The 15,216-nt window shown below is 56.0% G+C and carries 14 protein-coding genes; 7 read left to right on the top strand and 7 right to left on the bottom strand.

Features of this window, described 5'->3' with window-relative positions; genetic code table 11:
• The first annotated feature begins 17 nt into the window (after window positions 1–17).
• Genes AC1UKS_RS11395 through AC1UKS_RS11405 form a run of 3 tightly spaced genes read left to right on the top strand, consistent with a single transcriptional unit; the run spans window position 18 to window position 3,321 of the window.
• On the top strand, window positions 18–1,112 hold the full coding sequence (locus AC1UKS_RS11395; RefSeq protein WP_482433621.1) for a paraquat-inducible protein A: 1,095 nt from the start codon (window positions 18–20) through the stop codon (window positions 1,110–1,112).
• Complete coding sequence (locus AC1UKS_RS11400; RefSeq protein ID WP_482433623.1) at window positions 1,109–2,719, top strand: PqiB family protein; 1,611 nt, start codon at window positions 1,109–1,111, stop codon at window positions 2,717–2,719. Before AC1UKS_RS11395 ends, AC1UKS_RS11400 begins: the two co-directional genes overlap by 4 nt.
• A gap of 11 nt (window positions 2,720–2,730) precedes the next feature.
• Window positions 2,731–3,321 carry a PqiC family protein gene (locus tag AC1UKS_RS11405; protein WP_482433625.1) on the top strand — a complete coding sequence of 197 codons (591 nt, stop codon included), beginning with the start codon at window positions 2,731–2,733 and terminating at the stop codon, window positions 3,319–3,321.
• On the opposite strand, the gene AC1UKS_RS11410 is transcribed toward AC1UKS_RS11405, so the two are convergent.
• Both AC1UKS_RS11410 and AC1UKS_RS11415 read right to left on the bottom strand, forming a co-directional pair.
• Entirely contained in the window at window positions 3,316–3,951 is a 636-nt protein-coding gene (locus AC1UKS_RS11410) for a TetR/AcrR family transcriptional regulator (RefSeq protein WP_482433626.1), read from the bottom strand. The genes AC1UKS_RS11405 and AC1UKS_RS11410 overlap by 6 nt on opposite strands.
• Before the next feature lie 101 nt (window positions 3,952–4,052).
• Complete coding sequence (locus tag AC1UKS_RS11415; protein ID WP_265910448.1) at window positions 4,053–4,970, bottom strand: LysR family transcriptional regulator; 918 nt, start codon at window positions 4,968–4,970, stop codon at window positions 4,053–4,055.
• Window positions 4,971–5,133: 163 nt separating this feature from the next.
• Between AC1UKS_RS11415 and AC1UKS_RS11420 the strand changes: the two genes are divergently transcribed.
• Window positions 5,134–5,835 (top strand): SDR family NAD(P)-dependent oxidoreductase, encoded by a 702-nt coding sequence (locus AC1UKS_RS11420; protein ID WP_482433628.1) that lies wholly within the window; start codon window positions 5,134–5,136, stop codon window positions 5,833–5,835.
• Window positions 5,836–5,877: 42 nt separating this feature from the next.
• Here AC1UKS_RS11420 and adhP read toward each other — a convergent pair whose 3' ends face one another.
• Window positions 5,878–6,906, bottom strand: a complete 1,029-nt coding sequence (adhP, locus tag AC1UKS_RS11425; protein ID WP_482433630.1) for an alcohol dehydrogenase AdhP — start codon at window positions 6,904–6,906, stop codon at window positions 5,878–5,880.
• Window positions 6,907–7,074: 168 nt separating this feature from the next.
• Between adhP and AC1UKS_RS11430 the strand changes: the two genes are divergently transcribed.
• The gene (locus tag AC1UKS_RS11430; RefSeq protein ID WP_482433631.1) at window positions 7,075–7,500 is read left to right on the top strand and encodes a GNAT family N-acetyltransferase; all 426 of its coding nucleotides are present in this window, start codon (window positions 7,075–7,077) and stop codon (window positions 7,498–7,500) included.
• Here AC1UKS_RS11430 and AC1UKS_RS11435 read toward each other — a convergent pair.
• From AC1UKS_RS11435 to AC1UKS_RS11450, 4 genes are all read right to left on the bottom strand, one after another.
• On the bottom strand, window positions 7,497–8,453 hold the full coding sequence (locus AC1UKS_RS11435) for a quinone oxidoreductase family protein (RefSeq protein WP_482433633.1): 957 nt from the start codon (window positions 8,451–8,453) through the stop codon (window positions 7,497–7,499). The genes AC1UKS_RS11430 and AC1UKS_RS11435 overlap by 4 nt on opposite strands.
• Before the next feature lie 132 nt (window positions 8,454–8,585).
• On the bottom strand, window positions 8,586–8,933 hold the full coding sequence (locus tag AC1UKS_RS11440; protein WP_410173038.1) for a VF530 family protein: 348 nt from the start codon (window positions 8,931–8,933) through the stop codon (window positions 8,586–8,588).
• Window positions 8,934–9,090: 157 nt separating this feature from the next.
• The gene (gene ahr / locus AC1UKS_RS11445; RefSeq protein WP_013202122.1) at window positions 9,091–10,107 is read right to left on the bottom strand and encodes an NADPH-dependent aldehyde reductase Ahr; all 1,017 of its coding nucleotides are present in this window, start codon (window positions 10,105–10,107) and stop codon (window positions 9,091–9,093) included.
• 203 nt (window positions 10,108–10,310) lie between these two features.
• Window positions 10,311–11,630 (bottom strand): methyl-accepting chemotaxis protein, encoded by a 1,320-nt coding sequence (locus AC1UKS_RS11450; protein WP_482433634.1) that lies wholly within the window; start codon window positions 11,628–11,630, stop codon window positions 10,311–10,313.
• 393 nt (window positions 11,631–12,023) lie between these two features.
• Here AC1UKS_RS11450 and AC1UKS_RS11455 point away from each other — a divergent pair, with 393 nt between their 5' ends.
• The gene (locus tag AC1UKS_RS11455) at window positions 12,024–13,538 is read left to right on the top strand and encodes an ABC-F family ATP-binding cassette domain-containing protein (protein ID WP_482433636.1); all 1,515 of its coding nucleotides are present in this window, start codon (window positions 12,024–12,026) and stop codon (window positions 13,536–13,538) included.
• 208 nt (window positions 13,539–13,746) lie between these two features.
• Window positions 13,747–15,216 (top strand): SrfA family protein, encoded by a 1,470-nt coding sequence (locus AC1UKS_RS11460; RefSeq protein ID WP_482433638.1) that lies wholly within the window; start codon window positions 13,747–13,749, stop codon window positions 15,214–15,216.

Genomic DNA, 15,216 nt, shown 5'->3' on the forward strand with positions numbered 1-15,216 from the left:
TCCGCCAGGTCAGAGCCATGAACGCACACTCAGAATTGGTGGTTTGCCCACAGTGCAACTACCTGCATCGCCTGTCTCCTCCGGTTGGCAGTCAGGCGGCACTCTGTTGTCGCTGTCGTGCACCGCTGTGGCGAAAAGCCGGCCAGGCGCCATCGCTGTTACCCCTTGCTGTCGCGGCCGCGCTGGGCTGGCTGTTTGCCTGTTTATTGCCCGTCATCAGCCTGAATTTTCAGGGCATCTCAAGAGAGATGACGCTATGGCAAGCCGCCTGGCGGGGTCCGGGCGAAGGTCACTCGCTTCTACTGTCGGTGCTGTCGACTTTTTTGATCGTCGTCGCGCCGATGACGCAGATTTTGCTGATCGTCTGGCTGTCACTGTTTGGTCAATTTCAGCGAAAAGCCCCGGGTTTTGCTGCAATTACCTCCCTGCTCAGAACAATCAGCCCCTGGAGTATGCCGCTGGTGGTTGCCGTGGGGTTTGTGGTGGTGGGCATCAAGCTGTCCACCTTGCTTCAGGTAAAAGCTGGTGCCGGCGCATGGGCACTTGCGGCGTCTGCGCTGCTTTTCTTCCGGCTATCTGCACGGGATCTTCGTCCGCTCTGGGCAGAACCGTTAGTGCCTGAACAGCATGCAAACAACGGTCAGGCGTGGGCGCTGTTAATTGCCGCAATGATTTTTTACCTGCCCGCGAATGTGCTGCCGGTGATGTTTACCTCTTTTCTCGGCACCGGCAGCGAGAAAACCATCTTCGAAGGAATCATTGAGTTCTGGCGTAGCGGTTCTCCGGGCATTGCCGTGCTGATTTTTCTGGCCAGTATGGTTATCCCTTTCATCAAGTTCTTAGCGCTGGGCCTGCTGCTGCTAACCAGCCAGCGCAAAAGTCCGTGGGCGAGACCTGAAAGAGAGCGTTTATATCGCTTCACGGAATGGGTCGGGTGCTGGTCAATGCTTGATGTCTTCGTGGTGGTGATTATCTCAGGCCTGGTGCAATTTCCGGGGTTGAGTGAAGCCGAACCCCGGCCAGGGATTATCTATTTCGCGCTGGTGGTGATCCTGACGATGCTGTCGGCACAGCGTTTTCGTTCACAAAGTATCTGGGAAGTCACGCCATGAACGCACAGCCAACTGACGAGCCACTCTATCTGCGCAGCCAACCCTATCTGATTTGGCTGGTGCCCATTGCGGCTTTTGCGATCGGGATAACCCTGCTCATTCAGTCACATCTGGCCGTAGGGCCGCTGATTACCGTTGTCTTCACCAATGCTTCAGGGCTGGAGGCGGGAAAAACCGTGGTGAAGTTCAAAGAGGTCAGTGTTGGCGTGGTGGAGGCGGTCTCGCTAAGTTCTGACGATGCAAAGGTGCTGGTGCAGATCAGACTGAATAAAAATACAGAGAATTTAACCGCCGCAGACAGCCGTTTTTGGGTCGTACGGCCGCGCGTGGCTATCAGTGGCGTGAGCGGAATCGATACCTTGTTCTCCGGCGCGTATATTGGCGTGGATAAAGGCAAAGCCGCGCAACATGCCAGCGAATTTACCGGGCTTGAACAGCCGCCTTCGGTAATTAACGATACGCCCGGCAGTCAATTTCTGCTTAACACAGACGATCTGGGCTCGCTGGATGTGGGTTCGCCGGTCTACTTTCGCCGGGTGCAGGTTGGCCGCATTGCCTCCTACCATCTTCAGGAGGATGGGAAAGGCGTTCAGCTGCGAGTCTTTATTGACGCGCCTTACGATCGCCTGGTCACCGCCAATAGTCGGTTCTGGAACGTCAGCGGGCTGGACCTTTCCGTTGGCAGTAACGGTTTTCAGTTAAAAACGCAAACGGTGGCCGCTATTATGGCCGGCGGCATCGCCTTTTACACGCCGGACAGTCAGCCAGCAGCGCCCGCCAATCCCGCAGCCATTTTCACGCTGACCGCCGATCGGGACAAAGCGATGGCGCCCGCAGATGGTCAGGCGATGACTTTTCGCCTGCGATTTGAACACTCACTGCGGGGATTAGAGGTGGGCGCGCCGGTGGTGTTTGCCAGCGTCAGGATCGGCCACGTCTCTGCCGTCTCGCTAGACTACGATCCCCACGGCTATCGTTTCCCAACGCTGGTCGATATCGAGGTCTATCCGGCCAGAATGGGCAACGTGCTCAATAAACTGCCTAAATCGTCAGGCGATCCGGCAATGGCGGCCGCTCTTTTTACCCAGGATCTGGTCGATCACGGATTACGAGCGCAAGCCGTCGCCAGCAGCCTGTTAACCGGACAGCTGACTCTGACCCTGGATTTTTTCCCCAAGGCGGCAAAGGTCCCGTTTGATATTCATGCCCGACCTTTGATGCTGCCCACCATCAGTGGGGGGCTGGAGGAGATCCAGCAACAGCTCGCCGACATCGTCGGTAAGATCAATAAAATGCCGCTGGAATCGATCGGTAACCGGTTGGACAACACGCTGTTCGAACTGAGCAAAACCCTGCGCATCGTCAATACACAAACCTTACCTCGCGCCAATTCGCTGCTGCTGTCGGTACAAAAAAGCAGTGACAACGTTCAGAGCATGACCTCCGAAGATTCACCGCTGTTAATGGGGCTAGTCCAGACCCTGCAGGAATCGGCACGGGCGTTCAAAGCGATCAGAAATGTCAGCGACCAGTTGAGCCGCCATCCCGAATCGTTGATTCAGGGCCGCGCGGCCGATCGCCAGGCGATGCCAGAAGGGAAAAAGTAATGGAGGGTCGAATGAGATATTTACTGCCCGGAATATGCCTGCTGCTGGCGGCATGTACGTCGCCTGATATTCACTATCACACCTTGATGAGCAGCACGCCTTTCCCCGCTATGGGGAGCCATGTTGACATCAATGTGTTGCCGGTCACCGTGCCGGCACAGCTCGATATGCAGCAGGTGGTGATCAGAGAGAACCGCAGCGGCGCGGCGATACTTGAAAACCAGCGTTGGCTAAGCCCGCTGGCTGATGAGTTCACCACCGCCCTGTCCGCTCAACTGGCGGAGCGACTGGCAACGCAGGAGATTTCCGGGTTGGCGACTCAGGCGAACAGCCCCGTGGTCACCGTGAAGGTAAATGTGCGCCGTTTTGACAGCTGGCCGGGAAACAAAATCCACCTGCAGGCTGACTGGGTGCTGACGCTGAAACCCGAAAACCGTCAGACCCTGTGTCACAGCGATTTATCACAAGCGGTAAGGGGTGACGTTTCAGCGCTTTTTCCGGCGTGGCAAAACCTGCTCAACCGGCTCAGTGAACAGATTGCAGCGACCGCGATCACCCTGTCGACGCAAACCGCATCCTGTCCGGCACAGGGAAACTTATGACTGGCTTCGCGCCTGGCCAGCCATGGTGCCGTACAGGAAGACGTTCACGCCCCTGGTCACCATCAGTGCGATCTGCCCTGAGGTGAACTGAGGAATTTCCCGCTGCAGCATGAAACCGTCTATCTCGGCTTTCATTAACGACGTGAATTGCTGGGCGCGCAGCATTGGATCGGCTTCACTCAGCTCACCTTTCCGCATGGCTTCAGACATCACCTGGCCAAGCGTGCCCATACTTTCGCGAATGCCGGCATCGAGGAAAAGGTTGCCGATATCAGAATGCCCCGCTTCACCGACCACCACGCGGTAAATCTGCATCGCCTGATTGTCACCGCCCAGCACCTTCAACATCCCTTCCCCAAACTGAATAAGCCGTTGTTCCAGGTTCAGGCCAACGTTTTCTTCTGCCACCAGTTGCAACGCGGCTTCAGTCAAAAAGCGGGTGCTGTGATGGCGGACCACCGTTTCAAAAAGCGCTTCTTTCGAGGCGAAATAGTTATACAGCGTGGCTTTGGAACCGCCGGCTCTTTTTGCCACTTCATTCATTGAGGCGCGTTCGTAGCCAACATCCTGGAAAAGTTGGGAAGCCGCGACAATGATTGCCTGACGTTTTTCCTCTGTCAGTGTTCTCATCATTATTCCTTAAAAACGGGTTTAGCCTTGATGCGATAACGATCGGAACCGCATTATTAATTACTGAACCGTACGGTTTATTATACGCAGTATGCCACAGCTCAGGCTGATAGCGTATTTTCCGGCCGACAAACGCTCAGCAGCAGTTGGCGTAGCCAGCGATGTGCGGCATCCGCGTCCAGTCTGGGATGCCACATCTGTGAAACGGTGATCTCTGCCGTTTTCACCGGTAGCTCAAAGGCAATCAGTCGCCCCGAGAGCATGGCGTTGTTCAGGCAGGAAGCAGGCACCAGCGCCACCAGATCGGACGCTTCAGCTACTGCCAGCGCGGCAGAAAAGCCCGGTACCACTGCCGCAATTTTCCGCTGCAGGCCCGACTCTGCCAGTACGTCATCAACCGGACCCCGTAGCTTTCCACGGCGTGACGCGATCACATGACTGAAAGAGACATAACGCGCTTTGCTGACGGGGGTTTCTGCCGCCAGCGGATGCCCTTTTCTGACCACGCCAACAAAACGGTCGCGGAACAGCGCCTGCAACCGCACCTCCGGCCCCATCTCCCCCAGTACACCGATCTCGATATCGATCGGCCCTTCCCTGAGCGGTTCGGCACTTTTTTCCGGCTTGGGCGCAAATCGCAGACACACGCCGGGCGCAACGGCAGCGGCGGCCGCAATCAATGCCGCACCGAACGTTTCCACAAAACCGTCATTGGTACGCAGCGTAAAGGTCCGCGTCAGGGTGGCTAACTGCAAGGTGTTGGAGGAAGGTCGCAGCAGCGATCGGGCATCGGAAACCGCGTGATGGGTGCGTTCGCGCAGGCCGTTGGCGTAGGGTGTCAGCACCATTTTGCGACCGGCACGCACCAGTAACGGATCGCCGGTGACCGCACGCAGCCGGCTCAGGGTGCGGCTCATCGCCGAAGCACTTAAGCCAAGCCGACGCGCAGCGCCAGCCACACTGACTTCAGCCAGCAGCACATCTAGCGCAATAAGTAAGTTCAGATCGGGTTCAGTCATGCCCTATCCTGGCATGCAACGGAAACGGTGGGAAGGCGTTTGGTGCAGGTTATTACTGCAAATGCTGCGTCTTCCGCCCGGTCAGTAACGGGTCTATCTTTCTCTCAGTGACGCAAACGTCTTCGCTTCCCTGACCGGAAGCCTTATTAAGAGGAACAGCAACATGCCTTTATCACATGCCAAAACCGTGCTGATCGTCGGCGCGTCTCGCGGGCTGGGATTCGCGCTGGTCGAAGAGTATCTGCAACGCGGCTGCAAGGTGGTTGCCACCGGCCGCAGCGCTTCCACCGAAAAACTGGAGATGCTCCTAGAGCAGTTCCCGCATGCGCTTGAAGTGGAAACCGTCGATATCACCGTGCCGGACGAGGTTCAGGATCTGCACTCACGCCTCAGCGAACATCGCTTTACTATGCTGTTCGTAAATGCGGGGGTGAAAAACAAGGACGGGGAAACTATCGCCGATGTGTCCACCGAGGAGTTTATTCGCGTGATGATCACCAATGCCCTCAGCCCGATGCGCTTTATCGAAGCGTTTCAGGATTTGGTGGAGCAAAACGGAACCCTGGCGGTGATGTCTTCCGGTCAGGGCAGCCTGACCAATAACACCAACGGCAATTACGAACTCTATCGCGGCAGCAAGGCGGCGTTGAATATGTTTATGCGCAGTTTCGCCGCGCGCCACAATGATGACGGTAAAACGCTGCTATTGATGGCGCCAGGCTGGGTACGTACCGATATGGGCGGTGCCGGCGCGCGGTTAACCATCGGGGAAAGCATTCCGTCACTGGTCAATACCATGGCGGGATATGAAGGCCGCCGCGGACTGCACTATCTGGATTATCAGGGAAAGGTGGTGCCGTGGTAAGGCGGATAAAATGGCCCCGCTAGCGGGGCCATTAGCTGTCAGTTACAGCGACAGATCGACCACGATGCGCCCTTTTATTTTGCCGGCATGCATTCTGGCAAAAATGTCATTAATGTTGCTCAGCGGTTCAACCGAGATCGTTGCCGCCACTTTATGACGCCCGGCGAAGTCCAACGCTTCCTGCAGATCTTTACGGGTTCCCACGATTGAACCGCGCACGGTAATGCCCTCTAACACCATATTAAAAATCGACAGATCGAAGGTGCCGGGCGGTAACCCGTTCAGCACCATGGTGCCGCCGCGACGCAGCGCGCCAATCGCCTGTTCAAACGCTTTCGGTGAGACCGCAGTGACCAGCACCGCATGTGCCCCACCAAAACTGTCATGGAACGTTTTACCCGGATCGACATGTCGGGCATTGGCTACCACGCTGGCACCCAGGCTTTTCGCGAAGGCCAGCTTATCGTCATCCACATCGACGGCAGCCACGTTTAATCCCATCGCAACGGCATATTGCACCGCCATATGGCCTAATCCGCCAATACCAGAAATCACCACCCAGTCACCCGGTTTGGTATCGGTCATTTTCAGCCCTTTATAGACGGTGACTCCCGCACAAAGGATCGGCGCAATTTCATTAAAAACGATATTGTCTGGCAGGATGCCGACGTAATTGGCATCGGCCAGACAGTATTCCGCGAAGCTGCCGTTGACCGAATAGCCCGCGTTCTGCTGCGCGTGGCAAAGCGTTTCCCAGCCGCCAAGACAGTGCTCGCAATGGCTACAGGCGGAATAAAGCCAGGGGACGCCCACCCGATCGCCCTCCCTGATATGTGTGACACCGTCACCTACCGCTACCACGTATCCCACGCCCTCATGACCTGGAATAAACGGTGGTTGTGGCTTCACCGGCCAGTCGCCTTCAGCCGCATGTAAGTCGGTATGGCAAACGCCGGTCGCGACAATTTTTACTAATAGCTGACCTGGGCCCACTTCCGGTATCGGCACCTGTTCAATCACTAATGGCGCGCCAAACGCTTTCACTACTGCGGCTTTCATTGTTTTTATCATTCACTCCTTGCTGGAAAACAGGCTGAAACAGCCTTGAAGGTGCCGGAATTCACTGACCGGCCTGGGTAGAGCATCAGCAGGAGTAGCAAAAAATGAGCGTGGGATCATTGATCTGAATAGGGGTTACTGTGTTATAACGCCATAAAATCAGTGCAAAAAGGAACCGCAATGAAGCTGACCGTCAGCCATAAAATTACCGATAAGGATCGTGAAGAGTTGCTGGATGGGCTTCGCGCATATAACCGCCAATTTTTCAGCAACAGCCACTGGCATGAGGTGGGGATTTACCGCCATGACAGTGAAGGCAAGATGAGCGGCGGGTTAATTGCCGCCAAAAGAGGCCCCTGGCTGTGCATTGATTATCTGTGGGTCAGTGAAAGCAGCAGAGGATCCGGATTAGGCAGTGAACTGATGCAAGCGGCTGAGCAGGAAGCCCTGACGCTGGGCTGCCTTCATGTTCAGGTTGATACGATGAGCTTCCAGGCGCTGCCGTTTTACCAGAAACTCGGCTATGCGCTGAAAATGTCTCTGCCGGATTTCCCCGAGCGAGGCATGCAGAGACATTATCTGACCAAAGAGGATCTGGCTGACTAAAGGGTCATCACCACGCGGCCAATGCGGCCGCGCTCTTCTGCACGGCGATGGGCATCGGCCACATCGGCGAAGGCGAAGGTGGCGTCAATCGGCACGTTCAGTTCGCCGTTAAGCGCCTGGTTGAGCAGTTGCTCAATCAGTTTACGCGGTTCCGGCTCACCCATAATTGGGCCAAGCAAGCAGCCAATCACCGTTTGACGGCGCATCAGCAATTGTCCGGCATCGATTTGCGTTTTGCGGCCACCGAATACGCCAACTAACACCGCACGTCCGCCTTCGTTCAACGCCTGAAGCGCATCATTTAATACATCGCCGCCGACGTTATCGATAATCAGATCGACGCCCTTGCCGTCCAGCAGTGCGCGAACCTGCTCATGGGCGGTTTTATCGGCGGTGACGATGGCGTCAGACAGGCCATATTCGCGCAGTTTTTCCAGGCTTTCCGCACGGGTGCCGGTGCCAATCACGCGTGCGCCCTTCTTCGCCGCCAGTTGCACTGCCGCCACGCCCACGCCACCGCTGGCACCTAACACCAGCACGGTCTGTCCGGCCTTGAGCGCGCCCAGTTCCAGTACCCATGCCGCCGTTCCGGCACTGACCGGGATAGTGGCCGCCACGCCCAAATCCAGTCCATCCGGTACCACAAAACAGTTGCCCGCCGGAACAGCACGCAACTCAGCGTGGGAGCCTTTCCACGAGAAGGTCGTGACTTTCTGACCCAGGCTAAATCCGCTGACGTCTTTACCGATTTTTACGATTTCACCGGCGGCGGAATAGCCGATCACCGCATTGTCTTCCTGAGGAAATTCGCGGCGATTTACCAGATCCCCCCCCTCAATGCTGATCGCTTCAACCCGAATCAACAGTTCATTATCCGCAGGAACCGGATCGGCAACGTCCGCAATATGGAGGACGTCAGGTTTGCCAGGTGAGGTGTAGATTGCAGCTTTCATGGGTAATCCTTTCGTTATTCGTCATAAACCAGCGCTGACCGTCAGGTCGTTGCCATGATGAATGAAAGAGTATCAGCCATAGATGCCTGCTCTCTTGCCCGAACATGCCTTAAGCGCTAAGAAGCCTCTGATTTACTGGTCTTTCTTTTTCCAGTTTGCCCAGGGATCTTCGGTGAGGATGTCCGGCTCGTGCGTTGCGCTGTGATCGGGCACCGGCGCAGATTGCGGCTGTGGCGCGTCGTGGGTGGTCGCGGCAGATTTATCATTCAGCGAGGTAAGGTACAAATCTTCCACTTCCTTACGCGCCCACGGCGTGCGGCGCAGGAATTTCAGGCTGGATTTGACGCTCGGGTCGCTTTTAAAGCAGTTGATGTTGATGCGGTTGGCCAACTCGGCCCAACCATAGCGATCCACTAAAGCGAGAACGACGGCTTCAAGGGTTACGCCATGCATTGGGTCATTTGAAGAGTGAGTGGTCATGGTATGTCCTGATCCGGGTGAGAATGGCGGACAACATACTGAATGCTGTGCGTGAGTGCAATAACACTGATTATAGCGGGTGAATGCCCGGCTTCAGACAATAAAAAACCAGCGCACAGTGCGCTGGTTAACAATGTCAGGAACTTTTATGCGCGTATCAGAAATCCGCTTTCAGAACCACACGGAAATTCGCTTTACCGGCGCGGACATGATCCAGCGCGTCGTTGATTTTCGACATAGGGAAGAACTCGACCTGTGGGGCGATATTGGCACGGGATGCCAGCTTCATCAGAGAGCGCAGCTGGCCCGGAGAACCGGTAGAAGAACCCGTTACCGCTTTGTCGCCCATAATCAGATCGAACGCGCTGACCTGGAACGGCTTCATCACTGCACCCACGGTATGGAATTTACCCTGTGGCGCCAGCGCGTCAAAGTACGGTTTCCAGTCAAGGTCGACAGCCACGGTGCTGAGGATCAGATCGAAACGTCCGGCCTGCGCTTTCAGGGCTTCAGGATCGCGGCTGTTCACCACTTCATCTGCGCCCATATCCAGAATCGACTGCTTTTTGCCTGGCGTTGAGCTGAATGCCACCACTTCCGCGCCCATTGCCCGCAGGATTTTGATGGCGATGTGGCCCAGACCACCAATCCCAATCACTGCGACGCGGCTCATGGCGTTAATGTTGCTCATCAGCAGCGGTTTGAACACCGTAATGCCGCCACACAGCAGCGGACCGGCGCTGGCCACGTCCAGACTTTCCGGAAGCGGGATCACCCACTGCCAGTCTGCACGCAGTTTTTCAGCAAAACCGCCGTGATTCAGAATGGTCGGCGTTGAACCGTTTTCACAGTTGACCTGCTCACCCTTGATACAGGAATCGCAGTGCTGACAGCTTTTCGCCGTCCAGCCAATGCCGACACGCTGACCGACTTTCAGGCCTTTGCCCGCAGCCGCTTCGCCCAGTGCCGAAACGCGACCAATCACTTCATGGCCGGCAATGGTCGGGTAGCTGGAGATGCCCCACTCATTATCAATCATCGACAGGTCAGAATGGCAGACGCCGCAGTATTCAACCTCCACTTCCACTTCTTCTGTACTCAGTGCACCTGCTTCGTATTCGTACAGTTCAAGGGCCTGTCCGGCTTGCATAGCTGCGTAGCTTTTAATTTTCACTCTTCACCTCGGTTTTTGAAATTACCTGAGAGAGTTTAGCAAACCGCTCAAGGCTGCCATGGAGCGAAACGCGTCATAAGAGACCAGTCTATTGTATCTGATTGTAACTGTTGTGGTTTTATCGACCAGACTGCACGAAAATTAACCTCGTGGCAAAATGAACCGCGAGGCGTCGATAACCAGAGGTTTAGGCCGGCCACCACTTAATCCGTCAGTTTGTGGGTAACGTGGCCGATCGCTTCGACAACCTGCGAGGAATTGGCCTGAATATCGACGATCACGTTGCCCGCTTCACGCACCAGATGGACACCTTCATCAGCACGCACCAGGTTTGCAGAGATGTTCTTCTGCGCAATCGCCGCTAACTCGTGGTTGCGATCGACCACGCCGGAAATCTCCTGACTGGCGGTATGAATATTGGCCGCCAGACTGCGTACCTCATTGGCAACCACCGCAAAGCTGCGGCCATGGGTGCCGGCGCGGGCGGCTTCCACCGCCGCATTCAGCGCCAGCAGGTTGGTCTGGCTGGCAATCGAGCGGATAGTTTCGACAATCACCCCAATTTGCGCCGACTGCGAGCTAAGCCCGTTAATATCGTTGGAGACTTTGCGCAGCTCGCTGGCGATTTCATTCATTTTGCGCACGCTGTTTTCAATCACCGTCACGCCAACGCGGGTATTTTCACTGGTTTCCAGCGCGGCCTGATAGGCGTGCTCGGCGGCTTCGCGCTCCTGCTGGTTTTTCAGCACCTGCGGTGACACGTCGGTGGCAAACTTCACCACTTCATACAGCTGATTGTTTTCGTCGAATACGGGGTTGTAGGTGGCGCGCAGCCAGATGGTTTTGCCCTGCTTATTGATGCGCGCAAACTGCCCGGAAACAAAGTCGCCACGGCGCAGTTTTTTCCAGAACTCGGCGTATTCCCGGCTGTTCGCCAGCTCAGGCGTACAAAACTGGCTGTGATTTTTGCCGATAATTTCATGGGACTGATAGCCCATGGTTTGCAGGAAATTGTCATTGGCGCGCAGCACCTGGCCGCGCAGGTTAAAGGCAATCACCGCCATTGAACGGTTAATCGCATTGGTCATCGCCCGCTGTTCCTGCGCATCCAGAATGTGGTCGGTGATGTCCGAGGCCAGCTTAACGATTTTGATCACCCGACCGCTGCGGTCCAGCACCGGCACGTAATTGGCCTCCAGCCATAAAGGACGACTGTTTTTGGCCATGCGCAGGAATTTATTGCTGAAGCTTTCGCCCCGTTTCAGCCGTTGCCAGAAGTGGGCATATTCCGGCGAACTGACCAGCGATGGCGGGCAAAACATCCGGTGATGCTGTCCAATCACCTCGTGCAACTCGTAATCCATCTTTTCTAAAAACAGCGCATTGGCATTCAAGATGGTGCCTTCGGGCGTGAATTCTATCATCGCAATGGCGTCGTTCAGCGAACTTAATGTCGCTTTTGAATGACGGGTATTGTTATAGAAAACACGTGATAAAACCCCGGATTTAATCGTGCTAATCATGTTGTAACCTTATTGTCATATTTATGGTATTCGTCACAAGTACACTATCGGCAGATTTGGCGGAAATTTAAGCTGTAATTGAGAGGCATCTTTAGAAGGGGTTTTTCTGATTATTTTCAATGCGATTTGAAACCCTGTTGATTTCATGGCTATACTTCGGGCACCGTTTAACCCTTAACCTATAGTAAGGAGGCCCCCATGCAGTATTGTGAAATGAATTTATTTTCACGTACTTTTGGTATTTGGGCTGCTCAGGCTAATCCGCTTTCCTGCGGCGATGACCTGAGCTTGAGCGAAGCTACATACTGATTTTCCCTTCCCTCCGGCTTTCCGGGTTGTCGTCTGCTTTTTATGACGACGGGCATGCTTTTGCCTGCAACTCTGGATTAAGCAATGAGCACATTACTTTCTGCACAATCACTCTGTTTTGATAACGCCTTTGGTCCGCTGTTGGATCGGGTTTCCCTGACGCTTTCACGCGGCGATCGCATTGGCCTGATTGGTCATAACGGCTGTGGCAAAAGCACCCTTCTGCATCTGCTTTCCGCCGATATCGAGCCTGTTTCCGGTTCGGTGACTAAAGCCAGTCATTGTCTGATGGCGCATATCGAACAGCACCTTCCCGCCGCGTTGACCCAATCGACGTTGATTGACGCGGTTGTTGCCCAACTTCCCGCCGCCGAACGTCAAAGCGATCGCTGGCAGGCCGAGGTAATGCTCGACCGCTTAGGCTTTGACGAAGCGGTCTGGCAACAACAGGTTGATACCCTCAGCGGTGGACAGCATACGCGTCTGCTGCTGGCGAGAGCGTTAATGCTACAGCCGGATTTATTGCTGCTTGATGAACCGGGCAACCACCTGGATTTGCCGACGCTACTGTGGCTGGAGCAGTTTCTGAAAAGCTGGCACGGCAGTTTTGTACTGGTGTCCCATGACCGCTATCTGCTGGATCGCGTCACTCATCGCAGCTGGATTATGCGTGACCAGCAGCTGCACAGCTTTCACTTGCCCTGTAGCCAGGCGCTGGCGAAACTGGCCCTGCGGGATGAAACCGATGCGTTACGCAATCAGGCCGAGCAGCGTGAAATCGATCGGGTGACGAAAAGCGCGAAACGGCTGGCGGTATGGGGACAGGTTTACGATAACGAGGATTTGTCCCGCAAGGCTAAGCAGATGGAGAAGCGCGTCGACAAGCTCCGGGATGAGCAAACGCTGCTGACGGAAGGATCGAAATGGCGGCTGACGCTACAGGGCGAAGCACTGCCTGCCGATCGGCTTATTGAGCTACACAATGCGGCGATTTCCGCCGATGTTGGCTCTCCGCGGCTATTTACCGTCAACAGTCTGAAGGTCAAAAGTGGCGATCGCGTGGCGATTATCGGCGCCAACGGCGGCGGTAAATCCTCTCTGCTGCGCACCGTCTGGCAGGGACTTTCGCACCCGCGTGACGGGCTGGTGTTTCATCCCCGCGTTGAGGTGGGCTATTACGATCAGCGGCTAATGCAGCTCGATGAGCGTGAAAGCCTGAGCGATGCGCTGGCGCATTTTGCCCCGATGACCAGCGAACAGCGGAAAATGGCGTTAATCAGCGCCGGATTTTCGTGGGTACGGCATCAGCAAGCGGTCAGTACGCTGAGCGGCGGCGAGCGATCGAGGCTGCTGTTTGTCGGCCTCTCGCTGGCGCGTTATTCCCTGCTGCTGCTCGACGAGCCGACCAACCATCTGGATCTGGAAGGCAAAGCGCAGCTCGCCGCTACGTTAGGCAACTATCAGGGTGCCGCGCTGATTGTCAGTCACGACCGGGAGCTGATCGCCTCAAGCTGCAATCGCTTCCTGCTGATCGACCAGCATCGCATTGAGGAATGGCACGATCTGGACAGGCTGTACGCCCGTTTCGCCGGCGAGTAAACGGTTAACCGGCAGGAGTCCCCCCGGCCATGGATGGCCACCGTGAATTTTCACCCGATTCGGCACGGCCTTTCGCGCATCCCATTGCGAAAGTAATCACCTGTTTACCCTCTTATTTCCGCCTTAGCCTTAAGTCAAATTCAACTACACTATCGGCAACACTGGAGAATAGTTTACTTTCCACTTCTGACTAGAAGGTCCTTTTTGCGTGGCAAAATCATTCTTACGCAGCGGAAGTCTGGATGCGGTTCTGCCTCTTGGCGAGAACGGTCAGCCCGTTTATTTGTCAGCCCTGCAACTGCGCGAAACGCTGCGCCTCAGGAAACAACCTCAGATTGCTGATTGCCTGGCTATCCCTCAGCCTAACGATGCCGGCGATCGCCTTGACTGGTACTCACCGATTTCCGGAAAGGTCACCTCCTGGGCCGCCGCGAGCGAAAGCTCCCGCAGCCATGCGCTGAACCAGCTGATCGCCTGCCAGCAGGCCGTTGCGGATATGTGCCAGAAAGCGCAGCAGTCAGAAAAAACCAGCCAGAAGCTGTTCGGTGCCCTGCTCGCCAAGGCGCTGCAGTTCCCCGACCAGAACTTTGTCTATCTGGTGGGCGGCAAACCGGTGCTGACCTTCTGGGGCTTCGTCAGCCTGGATAAAAAATCCCGTCAGGATGCACTGGATTGCCTGCGCGCCGTGGAAGAGGACGAGCCGCCGCTGAATCTCTCCAAAATGACCGCGACGATCCCCACGGTTACCGCCGTGGCCCCGGTTATCGTTCCTGCTCCGGTTGCCGCCGCCCCCGACGTGCTGCCCGAGCCGGTTGCCGTGACGCCTTTATTACCGGAAGCCCCGGTGGATGCCCCCCCTGCAGCCGTAGAAGCGCAACCGCCGGTGACATCCCCTGCCGCGAAAAACAAGCTGATCCGCTACGGCTGGATGGTGCCGGCTGCCGCGTTGCTGATTGCCTTTGGCGTGCAGATAAAAGGCTGTGTTTCCCAACCGGATACGGCGAAAACCGCCACGCCGGCGGAAGTGAAACCGACCGCGCCTGAAGCGACGAAAGCGCAGCCAGAAGCCCAGACACAGCCTGAAGCGACAGCCACAACGCCCGCCGTTGCACCTCAGCCCGCTGCCGCACCTCAGCCAACTGCCGCGCCTGAAGCCGCTAAACCACAAACGCCTGCCGACGTGAAGCCTGCGCTGCCGGTCGCCCCTTCAACCGTTGCCCCGGTTGACGCGACGCCTGCGACAACAGCGGCAGAACAACCCGCTGAACCGGTCGCCGACCTGCCACCCGCGCAGAAAGATGACCTGGTGCTGCCTGCCAATGCGGTGAAGCTGGGCTCAACCAAATTCCTTGACGGCCAGTGGCGCGTGATTGTTGGCGGCAAGAACCCGATCACCGGCAAGCCACCGAGCCTGCGCTATCAGATGAAAGCCGGCAAAGGCGTGGCAAAAATGACCATGGGCGATGGCATCGTGTGCCGCGTTGATGTGTATGCCGGCCTGATGAAATCCGGCAACCTGGTGATCAACAGCCGCACCAAAGCCAAATGCAGTGACGGTTCGCGCTATCAGATGCCGGACCTGGTATGTAAACAAGGCCTGACTGGCGCAGCCGAATGCAGCGGACAGTACGATGCCAATACGGTGTTACCGATGACGATGAAGCGCGAGAGTAAATGA

Source organism: Erwinia sp. AK-PDG3-5 (assembly GCF_056821705.1).

Coding starts and splice junctions, on each gene's coding strand:
- adhP (WP_482433630.1), bottom strand. CDS start 6,906: ATGATAAAAACAATGAAAGCCGCAGTAGTGAAAGCGTTTGGCGCGCCA.
- AC1UKS_RS11435 (WP_482433633.1), bottom strand. CDS start 8,453: ATGAAAGCTGCAATCTACACCTCACCTGGCAAACCTGACGTCCTCCAT.
- AC1UKS_RS11430 (WP_482433631.1), top strand. CDS start 7,075: ATGAAGCTGACCGTCAGCCATAAAATTACCGATAAGGATCGTGAAGAG.
- AC1UKS_RS11415 (WP_265910448.1), bottom strand. CDS start 4,970: ATGACTGAACCCGATCTGAACTTACTTATTGCGCTAGATGTGCTGCTG.
- AC1UKS_RS11420 (WP_482433628.1), top strand. CDS start 5,134: ATGCCTTTATCACATGCCAAAACCGTGCTGATCGTCGGCGCGTCTCGC.
- AC1UKS_RS11455 (WP_482433636.1), top strand. CDS start 12,024: ATGAGCACATTACTTTCTGCACAATCACTCTGTTTTGATAACGCCTTT.
- AC1UKS_RS11440 (WP_410173038.1), bottom strand. CDS start 8,933: ATGACCACTCACTCTTCAAATGACCCAATGCATGGCGTAACCCTTGAA.
- AC1UKS_RS11450 (WP_482433634.1), bottom strand. CDS start 11,630: ATGATTAGCACGATTAAATCCGGGGTTTTATCACGTGTTTTCTATAAC.
- AC1UKS_RS11410 (WP_482433626.1), bottom strand. CDS start 3,951: ATGAGAACACTGACAGAGGAAAAACGTCAGGCAATCATTGTCGCGGCT.
- AC1UKS_RS11395 (WP_482433621.1), top strand. CDS start 18: ATGAACGCACACTCAGAATTGGTGGTTTGCCCACAGTGCAACTACCTG.
- AC1UKS_RS11405 (WP_482433625.1), top strand. CDS start 2,731: ATGAGATATTTACTGCCCGGAATATGCCTGCTGCTGGCGGCATGTACG.
- AC1UKS_RS11400 (WP_482433623.1), top strand. CDS start 1,109: ATGAACGCACAGCCAACTGACGAGCCACTCTATCTGCGCAGCCAACCC.